This window comes from Nitrospiraceae bacterium, from assembly GCA_019637075.1.
In the GTDB taxonomy this organism is placed as follows: domain Bacteria; phylum Nitrospirota; class Nitrospiria; order Nitrospirales; family Nitrospiraceae; genus JAHBWI01.
This window is the reverse complement of the sequence record JAHBWI010000007.1, coordinates 64,113-78,870: the sequence shown is the minus strand read 5'-3', so window position 1 is coordinate 78,870 and position 14,758 is coordinate 64,113. Positions and strand designations below refer to the sequence as shown.

Genomic DNA, 14,758 nt, shown 5'->3' with positions numbered 1-14,758 from the left:
CGACGACAGCGCCATCAAGCAAGGCCGCAGCACAAGCCTCTGCGAGGTACTCGGTCGCCGGAAGGTGAGGACGGAGGGACGGCGAGGAAACCGAAGGCGCCCTATGGCGATGCCGCTAGCTGATCGCCATCATGCGATCCAGCGCCGCCTTCGCCCACTGCTTCTCGTCGTCCGGCACCACGATGTGGTTGACCACATGGCCCTCCGCCAGATTTTCCATGGCCCAACAGAGGTGCGGGGCATCGATGCGGAACATCGTGGCGCATTGACAGACGGTGGACGAGAGGAAAAAGACCTTTTTGTCGGTGAGTTCATGCTTGAGGCGGTTGACCAGGTTCAGTTCGGTGCCGACTGCCCAGGTCGTCCCTGCCGGCGCGGCCGTGACCGTGCGGATGATGTACTCGGTCGAACCGACGAGGTCGGCCTTGTTTACCACATCCTCATGGCATTCCGGATGCACGATCACCTTCACATCGGGATACTGCTTTCTGAAGTAATCCACGTGGGCCGGCTGAAACATCTGGTGCACGCTGCAATGGCCTTTCCACAGAATGAGCTTCGCTTGCTTGATCGCGTCGACCGAATTGCCCCCGCGCGGCATGTAAGGGTCCCACACGATCATTTGATCTCGGGGAATCCCCATCTTGTTGGCCGTGTTCCGGCCCAGGTGCTCGTCCGGGAAAAACAGGATCTTTTCACGACGCGCCCAGCACCATTCGATCACCGTTCGAGCGTTGGTGGAGGTGCAGGTGATACCGCCATGTTCTCCGCAAAAGGCCTTGAGGACCGCCGCAGAATTCACATACACGGCCGGCACGACGGTCTCCTCCACCGGGACGACCCGTCCGATGGCATCCCAGCAGGCTTCGACCTGTTCGATCGCCGCCATATCGGCCATGGAACAGCCTGCCGCCATGTCCGGCAAAATCACCGTTTGGTTCGAACGGCTCAGAATATCCGCGGTCTCGGCCATGAAATGGACGCCGCAAAAGACGACATAAGGGCGGTCGGACCGCTGTTCGGCGATCTGCGCCAGCTTTAACGAATCGCCGCGAAACTCGGCATGCTGAATCACTTCGTCGCGCTGATAATTGTGCCCGAGGATCATCACGCGATCACCCAAGGTCGCCTTGGCCGCCCTGGTCCGCGCAAACAGTTCTTCGGCAGAGAGGGATTGGTAGTCGGTGATCGGACGGGGCAATGTGGCGGCGGTTTTCACATGCAGCCTTTCGGATTGATGAAAAAAACTATACCACAAGCGCACTTACACTGTCTGATTCTACGACAGGGATTGATGGCATTCAATTGAGTGTACCGAAAAATAAGGACCTACAAATGCGCCCTCTATGGGCCGAAAGACCTGCGACATCGCGCGAGGTACTTGCTCCCGGAGAAAGCTGCTGCGCTCACTCGTTTTGCGCTACACTGCCGCTCCGATGCTGACTCACGCGCAAACGGAACGATTACTCGACGATCTGTCGGGACGGTTGGGCTTGTCCTTGCCGCCGGAGGCGCGCGCCCCGTTGCTCGACGATCCACCGGCTGATGCGGAGACCTTCACCGAAGAGGTCCTTGCGGCGGAAGGGCTCGATCCTGAAACGATGGAGCGTTATCTCTTTCGCCAAGTGCACAGCATGGTCGCGCGGGCGTTTGTGGAAGCTCAGCGGATCGATCACGGCCAGGATGCCCGATAACCGCCGACCAGGCCGGAACAAAACATGAGGCTCCATTGTCGGCGGATCGGTCAACATCCTGCTAGGCCTTTTGCCCGCATTGACAAGCCCTCCGGCTGATCGGTACGATCAGCTTTAACAGCTAGGGGTGCCATCCGGCTGAGAGTCCGAACGATCGGACGACCCTCAGAACCTGACCTGGGTAATACCAGCGTAGGGAAGCGACGGAACTCGTAACCGTTCGCTTCAAGCCGCACCCCACCCGGATGCGGCTTTTTTATTTGGCCGTCGGAGGCTCACCTTTACGAAAGGACAGCACCATGAGCGAGGCCCATACACAGAACGGATCCAGTGACGGTCACGGCGCTCCCGCCACTGCGCACCTGACCACGACGCCCTTTCCTGCCTCGCGCAAGGTCTATCTCAACGGCTCGCAGCCGGGCGTCCGCGTCCCGATGCGGGAGATCACGTTGACCCCGACCCGTTCGGCCAACGGCGGCGACCAGACACCGAATCCTCCCGTGACGGTCTACGATACGTCCGGTCCCTACACCGATCCGAATGTACAAATAGACGTACGCCAAGGCCTGCCTTCCCTGCGACGGACCTGGATCGAGAACCGCCGGGATACGCAAGAGTTGCCGACTGTCACCTCGCAGTATGGCCGGATACGCGCGGCCGATCCCAAGTTGGACGAGTTGCGTTTCGGTAACATCCGCAAGCCGCTGCGGGCCCAACCTGGCCGCAACGTCACGCAAATGCATTACGCCAAGCAAGGCATCGTCACGCCGGAGATGGAATACATCGCGATTCGCGAGAATCAATCGCGTGAGTTGGCGCGGGAACTGATGACGGCCAAGAACGGCTACGGCGGTGGCGTGGTCCAACACCCAGGCCAAGCCTGGGGAGCTCGCATCCCGAGCGCGATCACCCCCGAATTCGTTCGTGATGAAGTGGCGCGCGGGCGGGCCATCATCCCGGCCAACATCAACCACCCTGAAAGCGAGCCGATGATCATCGGCCGTAATTTCCTGGTCAAGATCAACTCCAACATCGGCAACAGCGCCGTCGCGTCGTCGATCGAGGAAGAAGTCGAAAAGATGATCTGGTCGATCCGTTGGGGCGCGGACACGGTCATGGACCTCTCGACCGGAAAGAACATCCATGAAACACGCGAATGGATCCTGCGCAATTCCCCCGTCCCGATCGGCACCGTGCCGATCTACCAGGCCTTGGAAAAGGTCGGCGGAAAGGCCGAAGACCTCACGTGGGAAATCTTCCGCGACACGCTGATCGAACAGGCCGAACAGGGAGTCGACTACTTTACGATCCATGCCGGGGTGCGGCTGCGCTATGTGCCGCTCACTGCCAAGCGCATGACGGGCATCGTCTCGCGCGGCGGATCGATCCACGCGAAGTGGTGTCTGGCGCATCATGAAGAGAACTTCGCCTACACCCATTTCGAAGAGATCTGCGAGATCATGAAGGCCTACGACGTCTCCTTCAGCTTGGGAGACGGTCTGCGCCCGGGATCGATCGCGGACGCCAACGACGAGGCCCAGTTCGCAGAATTGGAAACCCTCGGCGAGTTGACCAAGATCGCCTGGCGTCACGATGTCCAGGTCATGATCGAAGGACCGGGGCACGTCCCGATGCATCTGATCCAAGAAAACATGGAGAAGCAGCTCAAAGAATGCGACGAGGCTCCCTTCTACACGCTGGGGCCGCTCACGACCGACATTGCCCCCGGCTATGACCACATCACCTCCGGCATCGGCGCCGCGATGATCGGCTGGTACGGCTGCGCTATGCTCTGCTATGTGACGCCCAAGGAACATCTGGGCTTGCCGACGAAGGAAGACGTGAAGGTCGGCGTCGTCACCTATAAGATCGCGGCCCATGCGGCGGATTTGGCGAAGGGACATCCCGGAGCACAGGCTCGTGACAATGCGATGTCCAAGGCCCGGTTCGAGTTCCGCTGGGAAGACCAATTCAATTTGGCGCTCGATCCGGAAACCGCGCGCGCCTACCACGACGCCACGCTGCCGGACAATGCGGCGAAAGTCGCCCACTTCTGCAGCATGTGCGGGCCGCACTTCTGTTCCATGAAGATCACGCAGGATGTGCGCACGTATGCCGCACAAAAGCAGCTCGAGGAGCAGCAGGCTATCCAGATCGGAATGAGAGAAAAATCCGAGGAGTTCAAGAAAGCCGGATCCGAGATCTATCTCTAAGGCTGATCAACCTGGCCGCCCGGCAAGGCCGCAGGCAAGCCCCAACCGCAGGCGTACCCTCCGGGTTACGTTGAAGAGTTGGGGAACCGAGAACGCCGCCGGAATCCATGGTCAGCAGCCGTCAAGGAGCTTTTATGCCGAAGCCGAAACCAGCCCCACTACGCGAGCGCGACATCACCCGCCAAATCGCCCGCGAGTACTATAAAGAGTTCGACCAGTTGATCGAGAGCGACGTCATCATCGTCGGCGCCGGCCCGTCGGGGCTCATCTGCGCCCACGACTTGGCCGAGATGGGCTTTCGCACCCTGGTGATCGAGCAGAGCCTGGCCCTGGGCGGCGGGTTCTGGTCCGGTGGCTACCTCATGAACAAAGCCACCATCTGCGCGCCGGCCCACAAGATCCTCGAGGAGATCGGCGTGCCCTGCAAACGGATCAAGGACTGCGAGGGCATGTATATCGTCGATCCTCCCCATGCGACCGGAGGCTTGATCGCAGCCGCCTACAATGCCGGCGCAAAGGTCATGAACCTGACGAGGGTCGTGGACCTGATTCTCCGCGGCGACGGAGTTCTCGAAGGCGTGGTGGTGAACAACACCACCGCTGAAATGGCGGGGCACGATATCATCCACGTCGACCCGATCGCGCTCGAGAGCAAGATTGTCGTCGATGCCACCGGGCACGACGCCGTCGTCGTGAACCTGTTGCACAAGCGCGACCTGTACCAACCGGTTCCTGGAAACGGCGCCATGTGGGTTTCCCGGTCAGAAGAGGAAGTGATGGATCGGACCGGAGAGGTCTACGCGAACTGTTTCGTGATCGGTCTCGCGGTCGCGGCAGTGTACGGCACCCCACGCATGGGTCCGGCCTTCGGCTCAATGTTGCTCTCCGGGCGCTACGGCGCGGAGTTGATCAAAAAGAAGTTGAAACAAGAGTAGCGAGGGCGGCTCTTGCTCGCGCAACGCGCAGCCCCGGGAGGCCCTCGTTGGACGCGCGCAGTCGAGCCACCCTCACTCCTCTTGAATGGGCCGCGTATGGGCCACAGCGCAGCTGTTCTCGGCGAACTGCTCAAAAAGGTCTTCCAGCGCGGCCGCAGAAAGCGAAAAGTCCGAGGCGTACTCATCGCATAGTACGTCGAGGGGTTTGAGAGACCAACAACAACGCTGGAGGGCTTTTCAGCAGCTCGAAATGGATGTTCAAGATTTCTTAATTCAGGGCGAAGGCAGCGACGAAGACAAGCGGACGGCGTGGCAGCTATTCCAGCAAGCCTACGAACAGCAGATGAAGGGCCAGCTGGAGGAAGCGGTTACCCTCTATAAGGAATCGCTGGCCACCCACCCGACCGCCGAAGCTTACACGTTTTTGGGCTGGACCTATAGTTTCATGGGCCGCCTGGATGAAGCCATCGACGAATGTCACAACGCCATTGCCTGCGATCCGGATTTCGGCAACCCCTATAACGACATCGGCGCTTATTTGATCGAGAAGGGCGACCTGGATGAGGCCATTCCCTGGTTCAAAAAGGCAATGGAGGCCAAGCGATACGAAAGCCCGGCCTTCCCTCATCTGAACTTGGGGCGGGTGTATGAACGCCAGGGTAAATGGACGGAAGCCATCGAGTGCTACAAGCAGGCTCTCGCGCTCAATCCCAACTATACGCTGGCGAAGAAGGCGCTGGGCCGGCTCATCAGTTCACTGAACTAGTCTGCGTCCCGAAGCCATAGCCTGAACCGGCTGATCCGCCGCCAAGAACGCGATCGGCCTTAACCCTAGCATCAACCTACTTACAATGAGTCAGCCCACAATCCTCGTCGCCATCACCGATATCTTTTTCTACACGAAGGTCAGGGACGCCTTGAGGCCGCATGGCTACCAGCTGGAACGGGCCAGGACCCACGAGGAGGTCCGACCCAAGACCGCGGCAATCAGCCCGGCGGCCATCGTCATGAACATGAACGACCCGGGCGTCGATGCATTCAAAGCCTTGGAATCGCTCCAGCCTGACATCCACGCGCGTCGAATCCCCATCCTGGCCTTTGCCAACCACGAAGAGGTGGAGACCTGGAAGCGCGCCAAGGAACTGGGCGTCACAAAGGTCGTATCGCGGAACGAATTCTCCTCCCGAACGAGGGAACTCGTGGAGGAACTACTCTCCCCGAACGTCAAGGGGCAGGCGTAACGGATCCTGCCGCAGGAGCACCGATGAAACAGTCTCGATTGCATGACAGCCATACACAACTCGGCGCCGTGTTTGCGGAGAGCGCCGGCTGGGATATGCCGGCCCACTACGGGGATTGGGAACGCGAGTATCGAGCCGTCCGCCAAGCAGTCGGACTTGCAGATCTTTCGCACCGAGGCAGGCTCAAAGTCACGGGCGATGACCGGGTGAAGTGGCTGCAGAGCATCATCAGCAATGACATCTTACCGCTCCAGCCGGGTCAGGGCAGGTACTCCAGTTTCCTCACGCACAAGGGAAAGATGCTGACGTATTTCCGAGCCTACGTGCAGCCGGACCATATCCTGGTCGAGGATGTCGGCGAGGTCGGCGACGCGACCTTTCAAGCCCTTCGCAAATTCTTGCTCTACGGCACCAAGGCGAAAATGGAAAATTGCGCCGATACTTCTGGGCTGCTGCTGGTCAGTGGGCCGAAGACTGCCGAGGTCATCAAGACAGCGTTTGGCGTGGATGCGTCCGGACTCGCGTTGTTGCAGTGCCTCACCGTCACCGTGGCCGGCCAGCCCGGGTTGGTGATGCGGACCGAAGAAACCGGCGAGTTGGACCTTGAAGTCCTCGTCCCCGCGGCGGTCCTGACCGACACCTGGAATCAACTGATGCAGGCCGGCGCAGGACAGGGCCTCATACCGATCGGCACCAAGGCACGCGAAGCTTTGCGGATGGAAGCAGGCCTTCCCGTCGCAGGCCCGGATCTCAACGAGGAGATCGTGCCGCCGGAAGCCAACTTGGAGGGAAAAGCGTTCAGCCTGTCCAAGGGTTGTTATCCCGGCCAGGAAGTCGTGGCGCGGATGGACACCTACGGCAACGTGCGGCGTCACCTGGTGGGCCTGGTGCTGAAGGATGGCACGCTGCCCTTGAAAGGGGCCAAACTGTTCAGCCAAGATCGCGAGGTGGGATGGGTCAGCAGCGTCGCCTATTCACCACAACAGAACGCCGTCATCGCCTTCGGCTTTCCGCTGCGGGACTTTTCCAAACCAGACACGACGTTGACGGTCGAAGTTTCCGGCACGAGGCATGCGGCGGTCGTCCACGCCCTGCCGTTCTACCGCCGAGCCTGATCAGCTATCCCCAGAGACCAGACCCGGTTTTCCGTCCATAAGGCACCTCACTGTCGCTGCCGTCGCTCATAACGGCAGCGACAGCGGTCGACTCTACTTTTCCGGATTCCGCGAAGCCGTCACGGCGCTGGTGAATCCCAGCACGCTCGCCCGATCTTCGTCGTCAAGCGCCAGCAAGAGGTGCGTTTCTTCCGCATGCATCAGCCGAAGGCTGAGGAACGGTTCTTCACGCCGCTTCTCACGGTTGTCCCAGAGGGCATCGATGATTTGGACCTTGTCCAACTGCCCTACCGACACGATGTCGTATCGGAAATAGGAATCCCCGATGACCATATCGAAGATGACGTTTCCAGCCGTCAACAAAACGGCGTTGAAGCGCCCCTGTTCTTCGTAGCCTTCAGGCAAGAACTTGTTGATGTGGCAGCGGGCTACCTTCCGATCACCGAGCGCCGCGCGAATCTTTTGCTTCAGGGATTCATAGTCGATCTGGAGCGCCTTCTCGTCCGGACCGGTCGCGGCGGCCGCGGCATCTTGCACTTTGGTGAAAATTTCATCTGCGGACATCAACCCTGCCATGTGCTCTTCTCCTTCGTTACAGATGCGAGGCCTTTCGGCCGATACGTTATCCGATTTACCCGCGGCGGGCTCGCAACGAGCGCACGATACCGATCACTCCGATCCCTGCCCAGGCGAACTCCAACAGCACAAATCCGATCCGACGATCTTCGATCGCGACGATCCCCAGCAGCAGCGATCCGAGAATGTTCAGCGCCAGATACCCGCCGTCCAATTCCCGCCATACTCCGCCTTGGATCAGCGCGTAGGCGACCAGTACCATGACGGCCCCCACCACCGAAATCACCTGCATCAACATCGACAGACTCCCATGGCTCCTGGCCGTCGGAGAACCGTAACGGTACCGTCCGACTCGACGGGAAAGCAAGCGAATTTGCATCGGACGGTTCGATCCGATGGACTCGTCCTTGGCACGGAACCGTCAGGCAGAGGACGCAGGCACCACCCGGGATCGGTTTTCACTATTGTGCCGTGAGCCGGTGGGTAAACCGTTCTCTTCCCGCGCCATCGATGACCTTCACAACAAAGGTGCGCCTGTCCACCCGGACCAGGCCAAAGCTCTGGTAGCCCCCTTCGCTGATCAAGGTGGTGACGGCGAACGGACTCCGGACCGCAGTGACCCGGCCCGTTCCAGCAGAGAGGGGACCGACGGTGAACTCATGAAAGTCAGCCAGCCCGTCCCGATCCACATCGTAGGCCAAGCCCTGGACAAAATGGACATCCCCAGTGAGCCACACCACATTGCGGATCGGAGCCTCGATGATGGTCTGCGCGATTGTTTTCAGTTCCTGCTCGAACCCCGTGCCGTCCGGCCCTCCGGCCCAGCCGTCGTAGCCCGGCTCCTGTGCGGTGCCTGGTTTGGGAATCGACAGGGGCACGCTGCTGACGATCACTTTCCACAAAGCGGTTGAAGCACGGAGTCCTTCCGTGAGCCACCCCAGTTGCTCAGCCCCCAGCATCGTTTTCAACGGCCCATCCGGCTCACTGTTGCGGCTTCGGTATTGGCGCGTGTCGAGGAAAAACAATTCCAGATCGGCGCCGGCTCGGACTCGGCGATAGAGCCGATAGGGCGCGTGCGGCAGTGCTCGAATCGGCCAGTACTCAAACAGCGCCTGCCGCCCCGCCGGCATGTAGCTTTCGAACGGCCCGGCAAAGTTGTTTCGAACGTCGTGATCATCCCAGGTCAGGAACAAGGGGACAGAGGCCAAGAAACGTTGTAGTGGAATCGAGCCACGTTGGTACCGTTGTTTTGCCCGAAACTGCTCGAGCGTCACCGCTCGAAAGTCGCTTCCAGGCAAATTCGGCAGCCCGCAGACATCATCGGCATAGATCGTATCGCCGAGGAAAACAAAGAAATCCGGCGCCCTGTCCTGGATCAAGGAGAAGATCCCGTAACTATCGGCGCCGGTACGGCACCGGCCCTGCCCACCGAGGTCTCCGCTCCACCCAAACGATATCGGCGATGTGTTTTCGGGCGCCGGCAAGGTCGTGAATTCAGCGGCCGCGGTCGCATCCGACCCCGAAGCCGACAGTTGAAGACGATATCTGGTGCCGGACCGGAGCCCGCGCAAGTCCAGCTTGAGCGTCAGGTCTGCGGAAGTCTCGGTCCGTCCCTCGACCGTCCCTCTCTCCCTGTGAGCCAAGCCTGCTCCCGCACTCGAATCGGGGCCGGCCGGCGCATAGTCGATCCGAACCACCACCGGCCGGGTCGTCCGCACCCAAACGACGGCAGAGCTGTCGCTCACGTCACCCGTAGCCATGCCCTCGGCAAAGAGCGGCTGCGATTCCAGGTTGTCGTCAGAGAATGGACTGCCCGGAGGGAGCCCCTCCCGATAGGTGGGAGCACAAGAGAGGACGAGGCAGGCGAGCCACAACACCAAGCCCTGCCGGATAAGCCGGAATACCATCCGCATGGAAGCTAGATACTGGAAGCGATCCGGCAGGTCAATCGAGGCAAGCGGCCCGAGTTTGGGCCTCGTTGCATTTCACGGGATGTCTCCTGCATACTTCGTGCTGCAGAAGGAGGGACGCATGAGCAGCTCGAATTGCATGATTCAAGGATGTCAGGCCCGGGTCTATGCGCCGGCCGGAACACAGTCCGTCTGCCGGGATCACTTCTTCGGCTATCTGACGTGGCGTCGTCGCCGAGGGCCGCAGATGTTCCTCAAGTATGCCGCCATGACGATGGACGAGCGGGACACGATCGCCGCCGAGTGGCAGAAGACCGTCCGAGTCGAGGATCTTCCCAGCGCCACCTCCCGCTGATCCTACCCGATCCAGTGGGGTAGAATTTCCCGATTGCGTCACCGTCATTCTGCCCCGTCTTCGGAACGTAGGATCCCCGTTTCGAGCGCGACCTTGAGCAGTTGCGCGGTATTCGAGACCCGCAGTTTCTTCATCATATTCGATCGATGGGCCTCGGCGGTCTTCACGCTGATCTGCAACTGCTCCGCAATACGCCGGCTCGTATTTCCGGCCCAGACCAATTGCAGGATTTGTAACTCTCGCGGCGTGAGATCTTCGGGCCTTCGCATGTTCGTCCCGTCGACTTCCTCCATACCGGCCGAACGCTTTTCGGTTTCCCCGCTCGGCGACACCACCTGCCCGTTCACAACTGAGTAATTCTGGTATGACATGATGTCCCTCCGGTGATGACGATGCGCTCCTGCGCGTTCGACCTCCATGACTTCCCTGCCTAGCGGTCTTGCCCACTGGCGGGGTCGCTTTCGCTCCGCAGTTGCTGCAAATATCCCAGCACCGCGGATACCGCCTCTGCTCGCGACACCCAAGCCTCCTGGGAATTCGCATTCACATCGATCCAGCTTCCTCCGACATGCTCGCGAAACACCAACCGTTCGAACATGCCGTGGCTGGCCAGTTGAATGGCCAGAAGAAACTCCTGGTCTGCCTCATCCTTGAGCAAGAATCCTTTGACTTCCAAGATCATCCTCCCTCTCCGCCTCCGGCCCTCATGTCTTTTCCTCTTCTCAAAGGCCGTGCCACTGCCAAGAAAATCCACAACCCTTTCAATATTGCTGAGTTAGGAAGACAGGGCCTGAAGGAAGTGCCGGCAGAAGGTTGTGCCACGCACACGCGATCTGTGCCAAAGCTGTGCCATGAGACAACGCCGGGAAGTCACAGGAAGCACGACGTTCAAGTCAGAGCGAGAGCTTGTTGGATTAATACACGTGCGAGCAAGGAATACAGAAGGATCGGAAAAAACCGAACGGAGGCGCGGACTTCAACTAGCCGGCAATAGCGGCGCCAAAGCAAGCATGGGAGAGAAAAACGCTATTCGGCGCAGGAACAGCCGGAAAGCGACCTGGTCGCAATGTAGGTAAGGTTGTTCGTATAGCGCGTGAAGCTCTTTTGCTTTCGGAAGAGGCGCAGGAAGCAATCACTGCCCTTCTGTTGGACAAAGAACCCATAGTCCGCTCCCGAAGACGAGGAGACACCGAACGGACGCGGTCCCAAGACGCCGCTCGCCAAGACCGTCGTCGTATCTACCGCCAACCGATCTGCGACCTCGGGCTTCTCCCCTTCCTCGGTGAGGATCGATGCGAGTTGATCCCGCATGGTGTGGTTGCAGGACTCTTCGTTCAGCGTCGTCACCTGCGCCACCGTGGTACAACCGGCGAGTATCAACGAGAGGAGAACCCCAAACTTCGTTGCATCGTCTGCACCCGTCAAGCCACGAGCTCTCTTCATCAACGATCCTTCTCTTTGCCTCCGCCCTGCTGCCGGGAAAAATGCCCCTCAGCCAGGAACGAATCGTGTCCGCCACTGCAAAAGCGGCCGCACGACCCCAGGCCAATGCCCATTGAAATCTCCCCGCGCCGAATCACCGACACCATGTTCATCGACGCGAAACCCAACGGCCCGTGGCGCGTGAAGATGCAGACGGAAGGGATCCTCAGTCATGATCAGCGATGACACGACCATCACACCTTCCGACAGGAAATTCCCGGGAATCGTCGCTGTGGAGGTATACCGTCCGGCAGGCCTAGGCGTCCGTTGCCAATCCTGATCCCGGTCATGGGCAATAAACACCAACACATCTTCCTGATTATACAGATTGAACACGGGCAGAAACACATGCCCAGGCTTCACCACGTCGAACTCCACCTCGAACTCGATCGGTTTCCGAATGTCGAACTGGCCGGATACGACCCCGGCATCCGTTTGGATGCGCACCGCTCGCAGTTTCACGATCTCGTTGCCCGGGGCTTCCCTGGGATCAGACCATTCGACCGAGGGTTTGATGTGTCCCCCGTGGAGATACTGATCTACAATGTCATGGGCGGAACCCTGCCGGACCACTTCTCCCTTGTTCAGGAGGATCGCCCTTTCACAGAGCCGCGTGATCGCCGACATATCGTGAGAGACGATGATCACCGTTCGCCCCTGCTGCCCCACATCCTCCATCTTCCCCATGCACTTTTTCTGGAATCGAACGTCTCCGACCGCTAATACCTCGTCGACAATCAAAATATCAGGGTCCATATGGGCCAAGACCGAAAAGCCGAGGCGGACATACATTCCACTCGAATAGTGTTTGACCGGGGTGTCGATAAAACGCTCCACTTCAGCAAACGCTACGATTTCGTCGAACTTGCGCCTAATCTCTTCACGCCTCATGCCCAGGATGGCACCACTGAGATAGACGTTGTCGCGCCCGCTCAGTTCCGGATGAAAACCGGTTCCGACCTCCAGCAATCCGCAGAATCGGCCATGAATCAGTGCTCGCCCTTTCGTGGGTGTCGTCACTCGAGAAAGTATTTTCAGCAGCGTGCTTTTCCCCGATCCGTTGGTACCGATGACGCCGAAGACCTCTCCTCGCTTGATTTCGAACGAGACGTCCCGAAGGGCCCAGAGGGCCTGGTCGGGGACTACCTGCTCCTCCGTCCGGCGAACTAGTCGCCGCAAACCCTGCGCCAGCGTGCTCGTCAGCAACCCGTCGCCGGAAGAAGTTCCGCCCAGCCGATACCTTTTGTGGAGCCCCTCGACCAGCACCGCTGTGTCGCCCATACGCACTCCGACAAGTACCTTCTTATGATTGCCGAACACTCCGGATTTCGGTCGGCTGACGAACTGCTTCCGGTAGTCTGCTCCGACCGGCCCATCCGCTTATCGTATGCCCTGCTTCATCAAGAACTGCTTCAATTCTCCGACATTCTTCATCTCTGCGAGTTCGTTGCCGCTAAACCTGACGCGAAAAGCCTGTTCGATGCCGAACATGAGATTGATGTGGACGACAGAGTCCCATCCGGGAATATCGGATGCGGTCATCTCGTCCCGAAGCACCAAATTGTCATCCTCAAACACTTGCCGAAACACCTCTTCAAGCCGCTCCTGTACTCCCATGTCTCCTCCGTCTCTCCCACTTCTGTGTTCCGTTCCAGCCGCCCGCTTCTGCTGTCTTGTATGTCAGCCCGGAATGGCGTGTCCCTCACATCGTACGGCCGCTACAAATCGAACCTCTCCAGGATGTGCGGCGCCTTCGTCAGGCGAGGCGCCGACAAACTCCGCACGATGCCGACGGCGACGCCTTCAACGCGCATGGCTCCCTGTCGCCCCAAAGCCGTATTGGTTTGGTCCGTGAGCAGCCGAGGAGGGCGCACGATCACTCCTTGCACTAAGGGGTAGTGCACGCTGGCCCAATGGACCAGTCCTTCGATCGCACTCTTTGCCGCAATGTAATGCGGCCATTCGACGGGCAAGTCCGCCACGAATGCCGAGGACACGGCGATATTCCAGCCGGATTTTTCGGAAAGTGCCTCCAACAACGCGGATAAGGGAGTACTCACCATCTCCAAACTTCGATGCACGAATTCCTGAAACTGAGGAATCTTCTCCGAAATGAAGGCCAAGGGCCGAATGGGAGGCGATGCGTTGCACACCAAAATATCAAGACCACCGTATTGGGACATGACACGGCGGCGGAGATCCTGACACCACTGAACATCTCCGGCATCCCCTTGGACCAACTCGATTGCGCCGCTCTCGTTCCGACAAGCGGCACGCACCTGTTCTGCCTCGCTGCCGGACTGTTGATAGGCCACGAGGACCGAACAGCCTTGGGAAGCGAGTGTCTGGCTGATGGCGGCACCGAGACCTCGGCTTCCTCCAATGACGACCGCAACCTTCCCCTCCAACTGCCGAGACCGCGGCAAGAGGTTGCGAATGATGGCCGGGGATGCGCGTGGAGAGTCCTGCCGCACGAAGGCCGACATTCGGGCCTCGACGCATGGCAAACCGCTCCAGAAAAGGGTCCCATTCATATGCACCATATCCAGCCGATCATCGAAATCCGTCACGGCGACCCGGTAATTCCAGGGACCCGGTCCTTGTTCCTCACCCGATGCGAACGTGAGCGCTAAGCGCCAGAACACCGCCCGCCGCCCCGGCAACTCCATCCCTACGACGAAGCTTGCCCAGAGCAGTGCAGCGAGTTGACCGACAGATGCGCCTTTCGACGAGAGATTCCATCGGTCGATGACCTGCTCCAGATTTTCGATCGCGGGCCCATATGTTCCCGTCGCACTCGTGCCGGCCTTGCAGTCTGATCGCGTTCGATCCGCGGCCTCACATGGTCCCTGCCAGGAAAATGCCGTCAGAGGGAGATGCTTGTGCGCACCAGGCTCGAACGTCACCGTGGCCTTCATCATGATCCGACCTGCGTCGTATAGTCGGATCGTCCATCGTGCGGACGAGGTACAGGCGGTCTCTATTCGATACTCCGCACCCATCACCAGAGGGTTGCGAAACTCCACTGACAGAGCGTGTAACCGGTGACTGTCCTGGTCCGGCAACTGTCCTAGAGCCGCCAGAAATCCAAGGACGCCAAAGACAACCGGCTCTGCGTAGGGAGTGGAGCGGGCATAGCCCTCGGACAGGTGGAGCGGGTTACGGTCGTGGCTGGCGGCGCTGAAGAGAATCAGATCTTGCTGAAGAAAGCGAATCGACGTCATACGGATCTGGACG

At 59.5% G+C, this 14,758-nt stretch carries 17 protein-coding genes and 1 riboswitch; of the genes, 7 read left to right on the top strand and 10 right to left on the bottom strand.

Features of this window, described 5'->3' with window-relative positions; genetic code table 11:
* Positions 1 to 115: 115 nt before the first annotated feature.
* Positions 116 to 1,219, bottom strand: coding sequence for a quinolinate synthase NadA (nadA, locus tag KF814_16700; protein ID MBX3237787.1), 1,104 nt, complete (start codon positions 1,217 to 1,219; stop codon positions 116 to 118).
* 127 nt (positions 1,220 to 1,346) lie between these two features.
* Here nadA and KF814_16695 point away from each other — a divergent pair, with 127 nt between their 5' ends.
* From KF814_16695 to KF814_16670, 6 genes are all read left to right on the top strand, one after another.
* Complete coding sequence (locus KF814_16695) at positions 1,347 to 1,694, top strand: hypothetical protein (GenBank protein MBX3237786.1); 348 nt, start codon at positions 1,347 to 1,349, stop codon at positions 1,692 to 1,694.
* Between the two features lie 113 nt (positions 1,695 to 1,807).
* A riboswitch (TPP riboswitch) is annotated at positions 1,808 to 1,910 on the top strand.
* 83 nt (positions 1,911 to 1,993) lie between these two features.
* On the top strand, positions 1,994 to 3,907 hold the full coding sequence (gene thiC, locus KF814_16690; protein MBX3237785.1) for a phosphomethylpyrimidine synthase ThiC: 1,914 nt from the start codon (positions 1,994 to 1,996) through the stop codon (positions 3,905 to 3,907).
* Positions 3,908 to 4,041: 134 nt separating this feature from the next.
* Positions 4,042 to 4,842 carry a sulfide-dependent adenosine diphosphate thiazole synthase gene (locus KF814_16685; GenBank protein MBX3237784.1) on the top strand — a complete coding sequence of 267 codons (801 nt, stop codon included), beginning with the start codon at positions 4,042 to 4,044 and terminating at the stop codon, positions 4,840 to 4,842.
* A gap of 250 nt (positions 4,843 to 5,092) precedes the next feature.
* Positions 5,093 to 5,608: a tetratricopeptide repeat protein gene (locus KF814_16680; protein ID MBX3237783.1), complete on the top strand. Its 516-nt coding sequence runs from the start codon at positions 5,093 to 5,095 to the stop codon at positions 5,606 to 5,608.
* 85 nt (positions 5,609 to 5,693) lie between these two features.
* A complete protein-coding gene (locus KF814_16675) occupies positions 5,694 to 6,083 on the top strand; it encodes a histidine kinase (protein MBX3237782.1) in 390 nt (129 codons plus the stop codon).
* A gap of 23 nt (positions 6,084 to 6,106) precedes the next feature.
* Positions 6,107 to 7,198, top strand: a complete 1,092-nt coding sequence (locus KF814_16670) for an aminomethyltransferase family protein (protein ID MBX3237781.1) — start codon at positions 6,107 to 6,109, stop codon at positions 7,196 to 7,198.
* 93 nt (positions 7,199 to 7,291) lie between these two features.
* On the opposite strand, the gene KF814_16665 is transcribed toward KF814_16670, so the two are convergent.
* The 3 genes from KF814_16665 to KF814_16655 form a co-directional block, all read right to left on the bottom strand.
* On the bottom strand, positions 7,292 to 7,774 hold the full coding sequence (locus KF814_16665) for a hypothetical protein (GenBank protein MBX3237780.1): 483 nt from the start codon (positions 7,772 to 7,774) through the stop codon (positions 7,292 to 7,294).
* 55 nt (positions 7,775 to 7,829) lie between these two features.
* Positions 7,830 to 8,072, bottom strand: a complete 243-nt coding sequence (locus KF814_16660) for a hypothetical protein (protein MBX3237779.1) — start codon at positions 8,070 to 8,072, stop codon at positions 7,830 to 7,832.
* A gap of 163 nt (positions 8,073 to 8,235) precedes the next feature.
* Complete coding sequence (locus KF814_16655; GenBank protein MBX3237778.1) at positions 8,236 to 9,687, bottom strand: alkaline phosphatase D family protein; 1,452 nt, start codon at positions 9,685 to 9,687, stop codon at positions 8,236 to 8,238.
* Positions 9,688 to 9,805: 118 nt separating this feature from the next.
* Between KF814_16655 and KF814_16650 the strand changes: the two genes are divergently transcribed.
* Positions 9,806 to 10,039: a hypothetical protein gene (locus KF814_16650; protein MBX3237777.1), complete on the top strand. Its 234-nt coding sequence runs from the start codon at positions 9,806 to 9,808 to the stop codon at positions 10,037 to 10,039.
* Positions 10,040 to 10,083: 44 nt separating this feature from the next.
* Here KF814_16650 and KF814_16645 read toward each other — a convergent pair whose 3' ends face one another.
* From KF814_16645 to KF814_16620, 6 genes are all read right to left on the bottom strand, one after another.
* Positions 10,084 to 10,410, bottom strand: a complete 327-nt coding sequence (locus tag KF814_16645; protein ID MBX3237776.1) for a hypothetical protein — start codon at positions 10,408 to 10,410, stop codon at positions 10,084 to 10,086.
* A 59-nt stretch (positions 10,411 to 10,469) separates the two neighbouring features.
* On the bottom strand, positions 10,470 to 10,721 hold the full coding sequence (locus KF814_16640; protein ID MBX3237775.1) for a hypothetical protein: 252 nt from the start codon (positions 10,719 to 10,721) through the stop codon (positions 10,470 to 10,472).
* 344 nt (positions 10,722 to 11,065) lie between these two features.
* The gene (locus KF814_16635; GenBank protein MBX3237774.1) at positions 11,066 to 11,482 is read right to left on the bottom strand and encodes a hypothetical protein; all 417 of its coding nucleotides are present in this window, start codon (positions 11,480 to 11,482) and stop codon (positions 11,066 to 11,068) included.
* A 48-nt stretch (positions 11,483 to 11,530) separates the two neighbouring features.
* On the bottom strand, positions 11,531 to 12,802 hold the full coding sequence (locus KF814_16630; GenBank protein ID MBX3237773.1) for an ATP-binding cassette domain-containing protein: 1,272 nt from the start codon (positions 12,800 to 12,802) through the stop codon (positions 11,531 to 11,533).
* Between the two features lie 99 nt (positions 12,803 to 12,901).
* Positions 12,902 to 13,138 (bottom strand): acyl carrier protein, encoded by a 237-nt coding sequence (locus KF814_16625; protein ID MBX3237772.1) that lies wholly within the window; start codon positions 13,136 to 13,138, stop codon positions 12,902 to 12,904.
* 101 nt (positions 13,139 to 13,239) lie between these two features.
* Complete coding sequence (locus KF814_16620) at positions 13,240 to 14,745, bottom strand: SDR family NAD(P)-dependent oxidoreductase (protein MBX3237771.1); 1,506 nt, start codon at positions 14,743 to 14,745, stop codon at positions 13,240 to 13,242.
* Between the last annotated feature and the right edge of the window lie 13 nt (positions 14,746 to 14,758).

Excerpts from the sequence above, each read along its gene's own strand:
- KF814_16640 (MBX3237775.1), bottom strand. The coding sequence starts at position 10,721 with ATGATCTTGGAAGTCAAAGGATTCTTGCTCAAGGATGAGGCAGACCAG.
- KF814_16625 (MBX3237772.1), bottom strand. The coding sequence starts at position 13,138 with ATGGGAGTACAGGAGCGGCTTGAAGAGGTGTTTCGGCAAGTGTTTGAG.
- KF814_16635 (MBX3237774.1), bottom strand. The coding sequence starts at position 11,482 with ATGAAGAGAGCTCGTGGCTTGACGGGTGCAGACGATGCAACGAAGTTT.
- KF814_16650 (MBX3237777.1), top strand. The coding sequence starts at position 9,806 with ATGAGCAGCTCGAATTGCATGATTCAAGGATGTCAGGCCCGGGTCTAT.
- KF814_16685 (MBX3237784.1), top strand. The coding sequence starts at position 4,042 with ATGCCGAAGCCGAAACCAGCCCCACTACGCGAGCGCGACATCACCCGC.
- KF814_16680 (MBX3237783.1), top strand. The coding sequence starts at position 5,093 with ATGGATGTTCAAGATTTCTTAATTCAGGGCGAAGGCAGCGACGAAGAC.
- KF814_16675 (MBX3237782.1), top strand. The coding sequence starts at position 5,694 with ATGAGTCAGCCCACAATCCTCGTCGCCATCACCGATATCTTTTTCTAC.
- KF814_16695 (MBX3237786.1), top strand. The coding sequence starts at position 1,347 with ATGGGCCGAAAGACCTGCGACATCGCGCGAGGTACTTGCTCCCGGAGA.
- KF814_16665 (MBX3237780.1), bottom strand. The coding sequence starts at position 7,774 with ATGGCAGGGTTGATGTCCGCAGATGAAATTTTCACCAAAGTGCAAGAT.
- KF814_16645 (MBX3237776.1), bottom strand. The coding sequence starts at position 10,410 with ATGTCATACCAGAATTACTCAGTTGTGAACGGGCAGGTGGTGTCGCCG.
- thiC (MBX3237785.1), top strand. The coding sequence starts at position 1,994 with ATGAGCGAGGCCCATACACAGAACGGATCCAGTGACGGTCACGGCGCT.
- KF814_16630 (MBX3237773.1), bottom strand. The coding sequence starts at position 12,802 with ATGGGCGACACAGCGGTGCTGGTCGAGGGGCTCCACAAAAGGTATCGG.
- KF814_16620 (MBX3237771.1), bottom strand. The coding sequence starts at position 14,745 with ATGACGTCGATTCGCTTTCTTCAGCAAGATCTGATTCTCTTCAGCGCC.
- KF814_16670 (MBX3237781.1), top strand. The coding sequence starts at position 6,107 with ATGAAACAGTCTCGATTGCATGACAGCCATACACAACTCGGCGCCGTG.
- KF814_16660 (MBX3237779.1), bottom strand. The coding sequence starts at position 8,072 with ATGTTGATGCAGGTGATTTCGGTGGTGGGGGCCGTCATGGTACTGGTC.
- KF814_16655 (MBX3237778.1), bottom strand. The coding sequence starts at position 9,687 with ATGCGGATGGTATTCCGGCTTATCCGGCAGGGCTTGGTGTTGTGGCTC.